Source organism: Rhizobium sp. NFR03, from assembly GCF_900111275.1.
In the GTDB taxonomy this organism is placed as follows: domain Bacteria; phylum Pseudomonadota; class Alphaproteobacteria; order Rhizobiales; family Rhizobiaceae; genus Ferranicluibacter.
Map to the genome: position 1 here is coordinate 59,307 of NZ_FOGR01000006.1, position 12,146 is coordinate 71,452.

13 protein-coding genes are annotated in these 12,146 nt (G+C 62.6%); 8 read left to right on the top strand and 5 right to left on the bottom strand.

What is annotated here, in order from left to right; translation table 11 throughout:
- The first annotated feature begins 180 nt into the window (after positions 1-180).
- The 5 genes from odhB to BSG19_RS18590 all read left to right on the top strand — a co-directional run bounded on the left by odhB (position 181) and on the right by BSG19_RS18590 (position 4,642).
- The gene (gene odhB / locus BSG19_RS18570) at positions 181-1,422 is read left to right on the top strand and encodes a 2-oxoglutarate dehydrogenase complex dihydrolipoyllysine-residue succinyltransferase (RefSeq protein WP_092989526.1); all 1,242 of its coding nucleotides are present in this window, start codon (positions 181-183) and stop codon (positions 1,420-1,422) included.
- A 60-nt stretch (positions 1,423-1,482) separates the two neighbouring features.
- The gene (locus tag BSG19_RS18575; protein WP_092989527.1) at positions 1,483-1,896 is read left to right on the top strand and encodes an MAPEG family protein; all 414 of its coding nucleotides are present in this window, start codon (positions 1,483-1,485) and stop codon (positions 1,894-1,896) included.
- Between the two features lie 37 nt (positions 1,897-1,933).
- Complete coding sequence (locus BSG19_RS18580; protein ID WP_092989655.1) at positions 1,934-2,578, top strand: LysE family translocator; 645 nt, start codon at positions 1,934-1,936, stop codon at positions 2,576-2,578.
- Between the two features lie 101 nt (positions 2,579-2,679).
- A complete protein-coding gene (gene lpdA / locus BSG19_RS18585; RefSeq protein ID WP_092989528.1) occupies positions 2,680-4,083 on the top strand; it encodes a dihydrolipoyl dehydrogenase in 1,404 nt (467 codons plus the stop codon).
- 82 nt (positions 4,084-4,165) lie between these two features.
- A complete protein-coding gene (locus BSG19_RS18590) occupies positions 4,166-4,642 on the top strand; it encodes a DUF2867 domain-containing protein (protein ID WP_092989529.1) in 477 nt (158 codons plus the stop codon).
- A 91-nt stretch (positions 4,643-4,733) separates the two neighbouring features.
- Here the strand turns inward: BSG19_RS18590 and BSG19_RS18595 are convergent, their stop codons facing one another.
- The gene (locus tag BSG19_RS18595) at positions 4,734-6,215 is read right to left on the bottom strand and encodes an NAD-dependent succinate-semialdehyde dehydrogenase (RefSeq protein WP_092989530.1); all 1,482 of its coding nucleotides are present in this window, start codon (positions 6,213-6,215) and stop codon (positions 4,734-4,736) included.
- A gap of 2 nt (positions 6,216-6,217) precedes the next feature.
- Positions 6,218-7,498 (bottom strand): 4-aminobutyrate--2-oxoglutarate transaminase, encoded by a 1,281-nt coding sequence (locus BSG19_RS18600; RefSeq protein WP_092989531.1) that lies wholly within the window; start codon positions 7,496-7,498, stop codon positions 6,218-6,220.
- Between the two features lie 136 nt (positions 7,499-7,634).
- Here BSG19_RS18600 and BSG19_RS18605 point away from each other — a divergent pair, with 136 nt between their 5' ends.
- Entirely contained in the window at positions 7,635-8,459 is an 825-nt protein-coding gene (locus BSG19_RS18605) for a MerR family transcriptional regulator (RefSeq protein WP_092989532.1), read from the top strand.
- 13 nt (positions 8,460-8,472) lie between these two features.
- On the opposite strand, the gene BSG19_RS18610 is transcribed toward BSG19_RS18605, so the two are convergent.
- A complete protein-coding gene (locus tag BSG19_RS18610; RefSeq protein WP_092989533.1) occupies positions 8,473-9,024 on the bottom strand; it encodes a L,D-transpeptidase family protein in 552 nt (183 codons plus the stop codon).
- 254 nt (positions 9,025-9,278) lie between these two features.
- Between BSG19_RS18610 and BSG19_RS18615 the strand changes: the two genes are divergently transcribed.
- The gene (locus BSG19_RS18615; RefSeq protein WP_092930763.1) at positions 9,279-9,962 is read left to right on the top strand and encodes a response regulator transcription factor; all 684 of its coding nucleotides are present in this window, start codon (positions 9,279-9,281) and stop codon (positions 9,960-9,962) included.
- A 54-nt stretch (positions 9,963-10,016) separates the two neighbouring features.
- Entirely contained in the window at positions 10,017-10,472 is a 456-nt protein-coding gene (locus BSG19_RS18620) for a cyclic nucleotide-binding domain-containing protein (protein WP_092989534.1), read from the top strand.
- Between the two features lie 9 nt (positions 10,473-10,481).
- Here BSG19_RS18620 and BSG19_RS18625 read toward each other — a convergent pair whose 3' ends face one another.
- Together BSG19_RS18625 and BSG19_RS18630 are read right to left on the bottom strand one after the other, a co-directional pair.
- Positions 10,482-11,288, bottom strand: a complete 807-nt coding sequence (locus BSG19_RS18625; RefSeq protein WP_092989535.1) for an exodeoxyribonuclease III — start codon at positions 11,286-11,288, stop codon at positions 10,482-10,484.
- Between the two features lie 88 nt (positions 11,289-11,376).
- Positions 11,377-12,039, bottom strand: coding sequence for an outer membrane lipoprotein carrier protein LolA (locus BSG19_RS18630; protein WP_092989536.1), 663 nt, complete (start codon positions 12,037-12,039; stop codon positions 11,377-11,379).
- Between the last annotated feature and the right edge of the window lie 107 nt (positions 12,040-12,146).

Here is a 12,146-nt window from a genome sequence, read left to right on the forward strand (position 1 = left end):
GGCAGCGGTTTCGACAGCTCTGGCGAGGTGGCTGGACTGTCAGCCCGATACCGGCCTTTCTCATGGTCGGTCCCGTGGGCGGAACGCCGTTCCGCCGCGGTCTGCTTCCTCATCTATTCCCTTTTCAGGCGCGACTGACCGGTCCGGCAGCAACGCCCGCAACATCAGGACGTTTTAACAATGGCAACCGAAATCCGCGTGCCCACCCTGGGTGAATCCGTCAGCGAAGCCACGATCGGCACCTGGTTCAAGAAGGTCGGCGACACCGTGAACGCCGACGAGCCCCTGCTGGAACTCGAAACCGACAAGGTTACGATCGAAGTCCCGGCACCGGCCTCCGGCACGCTGTCGGAAATCGTTGCCAATGAAGGCGAAACGGTCGGTCTGGGTGCGCTTCTCGGTCAGATCGCCGAAGGTGCGGGCGCTGCCGCCGCTCCAGCTGCAAAGCCTGCCGAAGCCACTGCCCCTGCCGCGGACAAGACGGCTGCCGAGGCGCCTGCCGCTTCGCAGTCCGCCCCCTCCTCCATGCCGCCCGCGCCGGCTGCCGCCAAGATGCTGGCTGAAAACAATGTTTCCGCCGATGACATCGACGGCTCCGGCAAGCGTGGCCAGGTCCTCAAGGGCGACGTGATCGCCGCCGTCAACCGTGGCCTCCAGACGCCGGCAGCGCCTGCCGAACAGGCCAAGGCTCCTGCTCGCGGCCCTTCCAACGCAGCAGACGCTCCGCGCGAAGAGCGCGTGAAGATGACGCGCCTGCGTCAGACGATCGCCAAGCGCCTCAAGGACGCCCAGAACACGGCCGCCATGCTGACCACCTACAACGAGGTGGACATGAAGGCGGTCATGGATCTGCGCACCAAGTACAAGGACGTCTTCGAAAAGAAGCATGGCGTGAAGCTCGGCTTCATGGGCTTCTTCACCAAGGCCGTGACGCACGCGCTGAAGGAACTGCCGGCCGTCAACGCCGAGATCGACGGCACGGATCTGGTCTACAAGAACTTCTGCCACGTCGGCATGGCCGTCGGCACCGACAAGGGCCTCGTCGTCCCGGTCATCCGCGATGCCGACCAGATGTCGATCGCCCAGATCGAGAAGGAACTCGGCCGCCTTGCCAAGGCTGCCCGTGACGGCTCGCTGTCGATGGCCGACATGCAGGGCGGCACCTTCACCATCACCAATGGCGGCGTCTACGGCTCGCTGATGTCCTCGCCGATCCTCAACGCACCGCAGTCCGGCATTCTCGGCATGCACAAGATCCAGGATCGCCCGGTCGTCGTCGGCGGCCAGATCGTTATCCGCCCGATGATGTATCTCGCGCTCTCCTACGATCACCGCATCGTTGACGGCAAGGAAGCCGTGACCTTCCTCGTCCGCGTCAAGGAAAGCCTCGAAGATCCCGAACGTCTCGTTCTCGACCTCTGAGACTGAATAACGAGGCCTGCCCGGCAAGGGCGGGCCTTCGCCTGACTGAGAGATCCCCTCATGGAACCGACCGTCATCGCTGCCTCGCCCTTTCCGGCGCTTGTCGCCTGGAGCGTGGTATTGCTCGTTGTGCAGATCTGCCTCCAGGGCATGCTGGCGACGCGCGAACTCGGGTCCAGCTGGAACGCCGGCCCGCGTGATGGCGACAAACAGCCGGAAGGCGTGGTTGCAGGCCGCGCCGGACGGGCGTCCAAAAATCTCCAGGAAACCTATCCGGCCTTCGTTGGTCTGGCGCTCGGTCTCGCCATTGCCGGCGATCCCTCCGGCTGGGGGCTGATTGGCGCCTGGATCTGGTTTGCCTGCCGCATCGTCTATGTTCCCCTTTACCTCGCAGGCATCCCCTACATCCGTTCGCTCGTCTGGCTCGGCTCGCTGGCGGGCCTGATCGTGATGGGGCTGGTCCTGATCTTCTGACGTCAAGCGATCACCGGAGATGATGATGGATATGTCCCTGCACCCCTATCTGCTCGAACTCGCCTCGCTGATGGCGGTGTTCTTCTTCGGGATCATCTCGCCCGGAGCGGATTTTGCGATGGTCATGCGCCAGTCGATCGTCAACGGTCGCCGTTCGGCGATTTTGACCTCGTTCGGCGTCGGCACGGCGCTGATGGTGCACGTCACCTATACCATCCTAGGACTCGGCCTGATCATTTCGCAGTCGATCACGCTCTTCAACATCATCAAATGGTGCGGTGTCGCCTACCTCGTCTATATCGGCATCAAGGCGCTGCGCTCGAAGCCGGCAGCCGCCGCCGCGGACGGAGCGCCTGTGCAGGTTACACAACGCGAGCCGCAATCTGCTCTCAAAGCCTTCGGTCTGGGCTTCGCCGCCAACGCTCTGAACCCGAAGCCGGTCTTCTTCTTTCTATCGATCTTCTCCACGGTCGTGAGCCTGCAGACGCCCGTCGCGGTCAAGTTCGGCTACGGCCTCGTCATGGCGGGCTGCCTCATCCTCTGGTTCGTGGGCGTCAGCCTGTTCATGACGACGCCCGCCATGCGCTTGCGCTTCACCCGAATCAGCCATTGGATCGACCGCGCCAGCGGCATGGTCTTCATCGCGCTCGGGCTCAAACTTGCAACCGAGAAGGCAGCGTAAACCCGGCTGGCTTGCTCGACATTCACATCCGGCAGCTGCCAAGCGGCAGCCAACGTCAACATCGGCAGTCGGGACAGGCTGCGCACGGAAGGAAAGTATTCATGGCTTATGACGTCGTTGTTATCGGAACCGGCCCCGGCGGCTATGTAGCCGCCATCAAGGCAGCCCAGCTCGGCCTGAAGGTCGCCGTTATCGAGAAGCGCGCCACCTATGGCGGTACCTGCCTCAACATCGGCTGCATCCCCTCCAAGGCCCTGTTGCATGCATCCGAGATGTTCCACGCCGCCGGCCATATGGACAGCCTCGGCATCGAGATCGAGGCACCGCGCCTCAACCTGCCGAAGATGATGGAGCACAAGGACGCGACCGTAAAGTCGAACGTCGAAGGCGTGGCCTTCCTCTTCAAGAAGAACAAGATCGACGCCATCCAGGGTACAGGCCGCATCGCCGGTGCCGGAAAGGTCGTTGTTACCAATGATGCCGGCGAGGAGCAGACGGTCGAAACGAAGAACATCGTGATCGCGACCGGCTCCGACGTTGCCGGCATCCCCGGCGTCCCTGTCGAGATCGACGAGACCGTCATCGTCTCCTCCACGGGCGGCATCGCTCTTGAAAAAGTGCCCGGCACCATGGTTGTCGTCGGCGGCGGCGTCATCGGCCTCGAGCTCGGCTCGGTCTGGGCCCGCCTCGGCGCACAGGTCACCGTTGTCGAATATCTCGACAACATCCTCGGCGGCATGGACGGCGAAGTCTCCAAGCAGTTCCAGCGCATTCTCGCCAAGCAGGGCATCACCTTCAACCTCGGCGCCAAGGTCACAGGCGTTGCGCGCGAGGGCGACGGCGCAATCGTAACCTTCGAGCCGGTCAAGGGCGGGGAAGCCCAGACGATTTCCGCCGACGTAGTTCTCGTGGCGACAGGCCGCAAGCCATACACGGCGGGCCTCGGTCTCGAAGAAGCCGGCGTCGCGCTCGACAATCGCGGCCGCGTCGAGATTGACGGCCACTACAAGACGAATGTCGATGGCATCTACGCCATCGGCGATGTCGTGCGCGGCCCGATGCTCGCCCACAAGGCAGAAGACGAAGGCGTGGCGCTGGCCGAAATCCTTGCCGGTCAGGCAGGACACGTGAACTATGACGTCATTCCCGGCGTCGTCTACACCCAGCCGGAAGTCGCCTCCGTCGGCAAGACAGAGGAAGAGCTGAAGAGCGCCGGCATTGCCTACAAGGTCGGCAAGTTCCCCTTCACCGCCAATGGTCGCGCCCGCGCGATGCAGGCCGTCGACGGCTTCGTGAAGATCCTTGCGGACAAAGAGACGGATCGCGTTCTCGGCGGCCACATCATCGGCTTCGGCGCTGGCGAAATGATCCACGAAATCGCCGTCCTCATGGAATTCGGCGGCTCCTCGGAAGATCTCGGCCGCACCTGCCACGCCCACCCGACCATGTCGGAAGCCGTCAAGGAAGCCGCCCTTGCCACCTTCTTCAAGCCGATCCATATGTAAGAAACGGCCTGCGGCAATCTGCCGATTGCCATGCAGCACGAGACGAAGAATATGAGCGGTACCTTCTGAAAGGATACCGCTCATGCGTCCCCAAGAGAAATCTGTTGTCTTGCCTCATGGAGCCCTGCCGAACGCAGATTGGGCAGACTGCTGGGAAATCAACGATGCAATTGCGTTTCTGACAGCATTCGAGGCCGCGGAAATTGCCTTGATGCAATCACCGCTGTGGGTCCGTGCGCTGATGAAGGCGAGGGATATCGTGGTTAGTCCCCTCGGCCTTAAGACCTCAAGGAGTTTTTCCGACGAGCGAAAGATCGGTCTCTTTCCGATCCTCTCCGAGACCCGTGACCAGATTGTCCTCGGCTTTGACGATCGTCATCTCGATTTCAGAATCATCGTAGACGTAGCGGCGATTGATGACGTGCGGCAGTGTGTCCGGATAACGACGCTCGTCCATCGCAAAATTTTCTTCGGCAAACTCTACCTCGCTGCCATCGAGCCATTTCACCGGCTCATCGTCGCAAGTGCGCTGGGACGCTTCCACCGCCTTCCAAGATAACTTCGATGGGCCGCTTGGGCCTCTTTAAGACGAGGTAGAGGCGAAGGCATTGGATGTCCGCCTTACAACAGACATCCGTTGTCTCTCGATCTCAAACGCTGAGGCAGAGATACTTCACCTCGATATAGTCCTCGATCCCGTACTTGGAGCCTTCCCGGCCCTGCCCGGATTGCTTGATGCCGCCGAAGGGGGCGACTTCGGTGGAGATCAGGCCGGTGTTGATGCCGACCATGCCGTATTCGAGTTCCTCCGCCACGCGGAAGATCTTGGAGATGTCGCGGGCGTAGAAATAGGCGGCAAGGCCGAATTCCGTGTCATTGGCCATCGCGATCACGTCTTCTTCCGTCTCGAAGCGGAAGAGCGGGGCGACGGGGCCGAAGGTCTCCTCGCGTGCGAGCTTCATGTCGGGCGTAACACCGGTCAGGATCGTCGGCTGGAAGAAAAGATCGCCCTTGTCCGTCGCCCGCGCACCGCCCACCGCGATCTCGGCACCCTTGGAGACCGCGTCGGCAATGTGATCCTCGACCTTGGCCAGAGCCTTGTCCGAGATCAGCGGCCCTGCACTGACATCCGGCTCGAACCCACCGCCGACCTTGATGGCGCGTACCTTCGCGGCAAGCTTTTCGGCAAAAGCGTCGTAGACGCTCGACTGCACATAGAGACGGTTGGCGCAGACGCAGGTCTGTCCGTTGTTCCGGTACTTCGACACCATCGCGCCTTCGACCGCCGCATCGAGATCGGCGTCCTCGAACACGATGAAGGGCGCGTTTCCGCCGAGCTCAAGCCCGAGCTTCATCACCTGTCCGGCAGACTGCCGGAAGAGGATCTTGCCGACATTCGTGGAGCCGGTGAAGGTCAGCTTGCGCACCTTGTCGCTCTCGCACATCTCAAGCCCGACGGCTGCGGAGTCCGTCGACAGGATGACGCTGAAGAGCCCTGCTGGAAGGCCCGCCCGCTCGGCAAGGATCGCAAGCGCCAGAGCGGACAGCGGCGTCTCGGCCGCAGGCTTCGACACGATGGCGCAGCCGGCCGCCAGCGCCGGCGCCACCTTGCGGGCGAGCATTGCATTCGGGAAGTTCCACGGCGTGATGGCGGCGACGACACCGATCGGCTGCTTGACGACGATGATGCGCTTGTCCGGCTGATGCCCAGGGATCGTGTCGCCATAGACGCGCTTTGCTTCCTCGCCGAACCATTCGACATAGGAAGCGCCATAGAGCACCTCGCCTTTCGCCTCGGCGAGCGGCTTGCCCATCTCGGTCGTAAGGATGACCGCAAGGTCGTCAGCGTTCTCAACAAGAAGGTCATATAGCCGGCGAAGGATCTGCGCCCGCTCCTTGCCGGTCTTGCGGGCCCAGGCCTTCCGCGCCTTGTGCGCAGCGGCGATGGCCTGCACCGTCTCGGTGCGTCCCATGTCGGGAAGGGTCGCGACATGTTTACCGGTTGCCGGGTCAGACACATCGAAGGTCTTGCCGTCGGCGGATGCCGCCACCCAGTCGGCGCCGATCAGCGCCTTGTCGGTCGCAAGGCTCGGGTCTTTCAGCTTGGCGAGAAGGTCCGGTGATAGGCTCATTGTCAGTCTCCCTTGACGCAGTCGCGCAGCGTGTCCTCGAGGATATCGAGCGCTTCGGTGAAGATATGATCCTGGATCGTGATCGGCGAGAGGAAACGGATGACATTTCCATAAACACCGCAGGTGAGCAGGATCAGCCCCTTCTCCAGCGCCCGTTGCCGAACCCTGTTCGTGAAATCGGCATCCGGCGTCGTGGTGCCCGGCAGATTGAATTCCACTGCATTCATGAAGCCCGGTCCCCTGATATCGACGATCTGGGGCACGAAATCCTTGAACGACTGCAGCCGCTGCTTCAGCCGGGCGCCCAGCTGTCCGGCGCGGGCGCAGAGATCTTCGTCATCGATGACGTCAAGCACGGCAAGGCCGGCTGCAATCCCGATCGGGTTGCCGCCATAGGTCCCGCCGAGGCCGCCCGGGCCCGGTGCGTCCATGACGTCGGCACGCCCGGTCACGGCTGCGATCGGAAACCCGCCGCCCAGCCCCTTGGCCATGGTCGTGATATCGGCCACGACAGGATAATGCTCCATGGCGAACATGCGCCCGGTTCGTGCAAAACCGGTCTGAACCTCATCGGCGATCAGCAGGATGCCATGCCGGTCGGCGATCTCGCGCAGTGCGATCATCAGGGCCTTCGGCACCTCGTAGAAACCGCCCTCGCCCTGCACCGGCTCGATGATGAAGGCCGCCACCCGCGCCGGATCGACGTCGGCCTTGAACAGGCGGTCGAGCACCGCCAGCGACGCATCGACCGTCATGCCATGCAGTTCAGCCGGAAAGGGAACATGAAAGACCTCCGGCATCATCGCACCGAATCCGGCTTTGTAGGGTGCCACCTTGCCGGTCAGCGCCATGCCCATGAAGGTCCGCCCGTGGAAGCCGCCTGAGAAGGCGATGACGGCGGAGCGCTTCGTCGCTGCCCGCGCGATCTTTACGGCATTTTCCACCGCTTCGGCACCCGTGGTCACGAAAACCGTCTTCTTCTCGAAGTCACCGGGCACGTGCGCATTCAGCCGCTCTGCGAGACGGACGTAGTTCTCGTAGGGCACCACCTGATGGCAGGTGTGGGTGAAGCGGTCGAGCTGGTCCTTCACGGCAGCGATCACGCGGGGGTGACGATGCCCTGTGTTGACGACGGCGATACCGGCGGCGAAGTCGATATAGCGCTTCCCCTCGATATCCCAGATTTCCGCATTTTCCGCCCGCTCGGCATAGACCTGCGTGGTCACGCCGACGCCGCGCGATATGGCAGCGCCGCGACGTTCGGCGACATCGAGATTCAACATGGCATCATCCCCTTAGAAACAGGCGCCTTCGCCCCCGAACGATCTCGGAAGAAATTACCTATATTTTTTCTGTAGAGTTTGCAATCCTGTTTCAAGCGGCTATGAGAGGCCTCACACGCATTTCAGGCCGACCGGTATGGACGACATTCGCTTCAAGATCACGGAAGCCGCCCGCATGGCCGGGGTGTCCGCCTCGACTCTGCGTCTCTGGGAAAGCCAGGGGCTGATCGAACCCTTGCGGTCCCCGACAGGTCAGCGCCTGTTCGACCAGGCGCTCATGGACCGGCTGAAAACCATCGGCTGGCTACGCACGGAGAAAGGCCTCAATCCGGCTGCCATCCGCGAGGTTCTGAAGGACGACAACGATCCCTCTCTATCAGCGGAGGCACAAGCCACACCGGCCGAGGGCGACATGGCACCCGCCATCGGTGCGAAAATCCGTCATCTCCGGCGTCAGGCCGGACGGACGCTGCAGAGCGTCGCGGACGAGACCGGCATTGCCCCGTCCCTCCTCTCCTCTTTCGAGCGGATCTCTCAGGGTCTGTCCCTGCCCGCACTGCATGCGCTGGCGGCCTGCTTCGGAACGACGCTGGCGGCGCTCTCCGGCCAGGAAGGTGGAGAGCACCGCCAATCGCTCGTGCGCGCCGGGCAGTGGTCCGCCTGGCCTGCGACCGCCTCCGGCGTCACCATCCAGCCGCTCGCCGAAGGCCGGCACCAGATGGAATGCCATCGCTTCGTCCTCGCCCCCGGCGCCTCCAGCGAGGGCGCCTACCGGCATGACGGCGAGGAGTTCATGCATATCCTTCAGGGCCGGATGCAGATCGTGCTCGACGGCGACCAGTTCTTCGATCTTGCCGCCGGCGACAGCTTCACTTTCGAGAGCACCCGCTTCCACGCATGGCGCAACCTGCACGAGGCCGAAACCGTGCTCATCTGGATCAATACGCCCGCGACCTTCTGATAATCCTTCGAAGCTATCCGAGCACCTTCACGACGGTGCCTTTTCGGGCGAAAGCGAGGATCCGGCGCATGGCCGGTAGGCTGACGGCGACGCAGCCTTCCGTCGGCTGGTAGCCGGGCCGGATGAGGTGAAAGAAGATCGCCGAGCCGCCATTGCGCCTGCGCACCCGCATGTTCCAGTCCATGACGAGGCAGACGTCGTAAAGCCCGTCGCTGCGCATCATCCTCTCGTGGCGGCCGGCAAAAGGGGCCGCGACCGGCCGGTTGTAGCTCGCGTGATCCGGGGCATCGCACCACAGCATGTCGGGCCGTGTCCGCTTGAGGGAGAGGCGCGTGGCAGGCGGTACGATCCGGTCGGCCCTGACATAGCCGCCCACAAGCGGCATGGCGGCAATCGGCGTGGCGCCATCACCCTCGCGCTTGCGCGCTGTGATGCCGCCCCGCCCGATCGCCGCCTGCTCCGTCCGTCCGCCAAAGGAGACCAGCGCACGGCAGCGCCTTCCCGGTGCGGCCCGCACGGTGATGGTACCGGGGGTAGAACGTGGTTTTGAAGGGATCTTGCGCATGGAGGCTCACAGGAAAGTGCATGGGTCGTGATGGTGCGGTGCCATCATGCCATGTTAGCAAGGTTTCGTCAGCGAAAGGCCGCGATGCATTCGTGAACGTGTATTTTTGCCAGACACCCTCTCGCAGGTAACGTCGGGAGCGCCTATCTTCGGCGTTCCGGCAAGGGCCTCCCGGTCTGTACCGACCTTGGCAAGTGCTTGCCAAGGTCGATGCGAGAGCTAATTTACCCGAGGCGCCCAGGAGGAAATCCACCATGTCATCCCGTACCATTCTGCTCGTCGACGATGATGACGTCTTGCGCCAGACGCTGGTCGAGCAACTGTCGCTCTACGAAGAATTCGTCATTCTGCAGGAGGCGACGGCAAGCAAGGGCGTGCAGGCGGCACGTACCGGCACGGTGTCTCTCCTGATCATGGATGTCGGCCTGCCGGATATGGACGGACGCGAGGCCGTGAAGCTCCTGCGGAAAGGCGGCTTCAAGGCGCCGATCATCATGCTCACGGGCCATGATACGGATTCCGACACGATTCTGGGGCTCGAAGCGGGCGCCAATGACTATGTCACCAAGCCGTTCCGCTTTGCCGTTCTGCTGGCCCGTATCCGCGCCCAGCTGCGCCAGCACGAGCAGAGCGAGGATGCCACCTTCACCGTGGGACCTTACACGTTCAAGCCCAGCCAGAAGCTGCTGACGCTCGAAAACGGGCAGAAGATCCGCTTGACGGAGAAGGAAGCGGCCATCATCCGCTATCTCTACCGCGCCGATCAGAAGGTGGTGACGCGCGATGTGCTGCTGGAGGAAGTCTGGGGCTACAATTCCGGCGTCACCACGCACACGCTGGAAACGCACGTCTATCGTCTCCGCCAGAAAATCGAGCGCGACCCTTCCAATGCCGAGATTTTGGTGACAGAAAATGGCGGCTACAAGATCGTCCCATAAGGCCGGCTGACGATCGGCCGTCCCCTTGCGGACGGCAAAGGATCGGAGAGCCCCTTGGCGCTGAACGACGATATCGCCCTTCTCTCGATCGTGCCGCTGTTTGCGGATATCGACGACGAAAAGCTCCGCCTCATCGCATTCGGTGCAGAGCGCAGACGGCTGGTGCGTGGCCAGCAGCTGTTTCGCGAAGGTGCGCCGGCTGATTGCGCTTATGCGGTTGCGGCCGGGCGGCTGGCGCTCACGCGGGCGACAGCCAGCGGTGGTATCGAGACCATTGCGACCGTCGGCCGCGGCACGCTTCTTTCCGAACTCGCCATGATCTCGCTGGTGGAACGCAAGTTCACCGCAACGGCAGAGGTCGAGACCGAAGTCATCCGCATCACCCGGCCGCTTTTCCACCGCATGCTGGAGGAATATCCCGACGTCGCCGCCCTCGTTGACAAGCGCATCCGCGACAACCTCGAGGCCATGATCCGCCGCGTCGGCAAGCTCGCCCCGCGCTTCCTCTAATACGAACTGTCAGAGGTCGAAGGTCGCGATCACCGGCACGTGGTCGGACGGACGCTCCCACCCGCGGGCTTCCTTGACGATATCGACCTGCCGAAGATGCGCAGAGAGATCGGCGGACGACCAGATGTGGTCGAGGCGACGCCCGCGGTCTGCCGCCTGCCAGTCCTTGGCGCGGTAGCTCCACCAGGTATAGAGCTTTTCCGGCGACGGCGTGTGCTGGCGCATGAGATCCACCCAGGCCCCGCCTGTCATGATCGCCGTCAGCCCTTCGGTCTCGATCGGCGTGTGGCTGACGATCTTCAGCAGCTGCTTGTGCGACCACACATCGTGCTCCAGCGGCGCCACGTTGAGATCGCCGACGAGGATCGAGGACACCCCGGCTTCCGCCTCCGCATGCAACAGTTTCATTTCTTCGAGAAAATCGAGCTTGTGGCCGAACTTCTTGTTGATGGTCCGGTCTGGCTCGTCACCCCCGGCCGGAACGTAGAAATTGTGCAACCGGATGCGCTTGGTCCCATGCGAAAAGACGACCGAGAGATGCCGCGCATCGCCGACGCCGCAATAGTCGCGCCGGTCCACAAGTTCCGTCAGCGGCAGGCGAGAGAGCGTGGCCACACCGTGATAGCCCTTCTGGCCGTGCATCGCCATGTGCCCGTAGCCCAGTGCCTCGAAAGCCTTCACCGGGAAGAGATCGTTCGGGCACTTGGTCTCCTGCAGGCACAGGATGTCGGGCTGAAAGCGCACGAGGAAATCCGAGACCAGCGGCATGCGCAGGCGAACGGAGTTGATGTTCCAGGTTGCGATCGACAATGTCATGATGTGCCTTCCGGAATGCAAAAAAGGTCCCGCCGGGACGGGACCTTTAAGCAATTTTGAGAGCACGCGACAAGCGTGGGCTGAAAGTCTACTTGCGGATCTCGTCATAGGGGATGCGGAAGACGGCATCGTCCATCGGCATGCCGGTCTTGACGTTGAAGATCATCACGGACGTGTCCTTCTTCTGCGGATCGGTGATCGTCCACTGGCGAAGGTCGTAGGTCTTCGGATCGAACATCATGGTAATGGTGCTGTCCCCGAAGATGGAGCGGTCGCCGAGCACGATGGTGATCAGGTCCGTCTCCTCCTTCACGTCGCGCACCGTCTTGCCGGAGAGGTCGATGGAATTGGAGAGAAGCAGGTTCAGCGGCGTCTTCGACAGGGGATAGATATCCCAGGTCTTGAGCTTCTGGTTACCGATGACGACCGACTTGCCGTCGGCGATGACACGCATCGGCGATGGCGCCTCATAGTTGAAGCGGATGCGGCCCGGGCGGCTGATGAAGAACTTTCCGCCCGTCTGCTCGCCACGCGGGCCGAACTGCACGAATTCGCCGCTCATGGTCTTCACGGATGCGAAATGATCGGCGATCTTCTGGGCCGTCGCGGTCGATTGGGCAGCCGCCGGATCGAGCGGCAGTCCTGTCATCGCCAGCACGCCGAAAACCGCCACGCCTGCCACAAAGGTGCGCCGCGACAGGAGCGACCGATCCGCCTGTCCAGTTCTGTCGGTCGTTCGTGTCTCTGTCATGGGAAACTCCTGTTCAATCTGTGCGTGATGTGGCGCGCAACTGCGGCACCTTCAAGACCTCGCCGGACAAGACCTAACCGAGGCAAGACGTGCAGGCCGCTCGCGAG

Coding starts and splice junctions, on each gene's coding strand:
- BSG19_RS18605 (WP_092989532.1), top strand. CDS start 7,635: ATGGACGACATTCGCTTCAAGATCACGGAAGCCGCCCGCATGGCCGGG.
- odhB (WP_092989526.1), top strand. CDS start 181: ATGGCAACCGAAATCCGCGTGCCCACCCTGGGTGAATCCGTCAGCGAA.
- BSG19_RS18630 (WP_092989536.1), bottom strand. CDS start 12,039: ATGACAGAGACACGAACGACCGACAGAACTGGACAGGCGGATCGGTCG.
- BSG19_RS18590 (WP_092989529.1), top strand. CDS start 4,166: ATGCGTCCCCAAGAGAAATCTGTTGTCTTGCCTCATGGAGCCCTGCCG.
- BSG19_RS18595 (WP_092989530.1), bottom strand. CDS start 6,215: ATGAGCCTATCACCGGACCTTCTCGCCAAGCTGAAAGACCCGAGCCTT.
- lpdA (WP_092989528.1), top strand. CDS start 2,680: ATGGCTTATGACGTCGTTGTTATCGGAACCGGCCCCGGCGGCTATGTA.
- BSG19_RS18615 (WP_092930763.1), top strand. CDS start 9,279: ATGTCATCCCGTACCATTCTGCTCGTCGACGATGATGACGTCTTGCGC.
- BSG19_RS18575 (WP_092989527.1), top strand. CDS start 1,483: ATGGAACCGACCGTCATCGCTGCCTCGCCCTTTCCGGCGCTTGTCGCC.
- BSG19_RS18625 (WP_092989535.1), bottom strand. CDS start 11,288: ATGACATTGTCGATCGCAACCTGGAACATCAACTCCGTTCGCCTGCGC.
- BSG19_RS18600 (WP_092989531.1), bottom strand. CDS start 7,498: ATGTTGAATCTCGATGTCGCCGAACGTCGCGGCGCTGCCATATCGCGC.
- BSG19_RS18610 (WP_092989533.1), bottom strand. CDS start 9,024: ATGCGCAAGATCCCTTCAAAACCACGTTCTACCCCCGGTACCATCACC.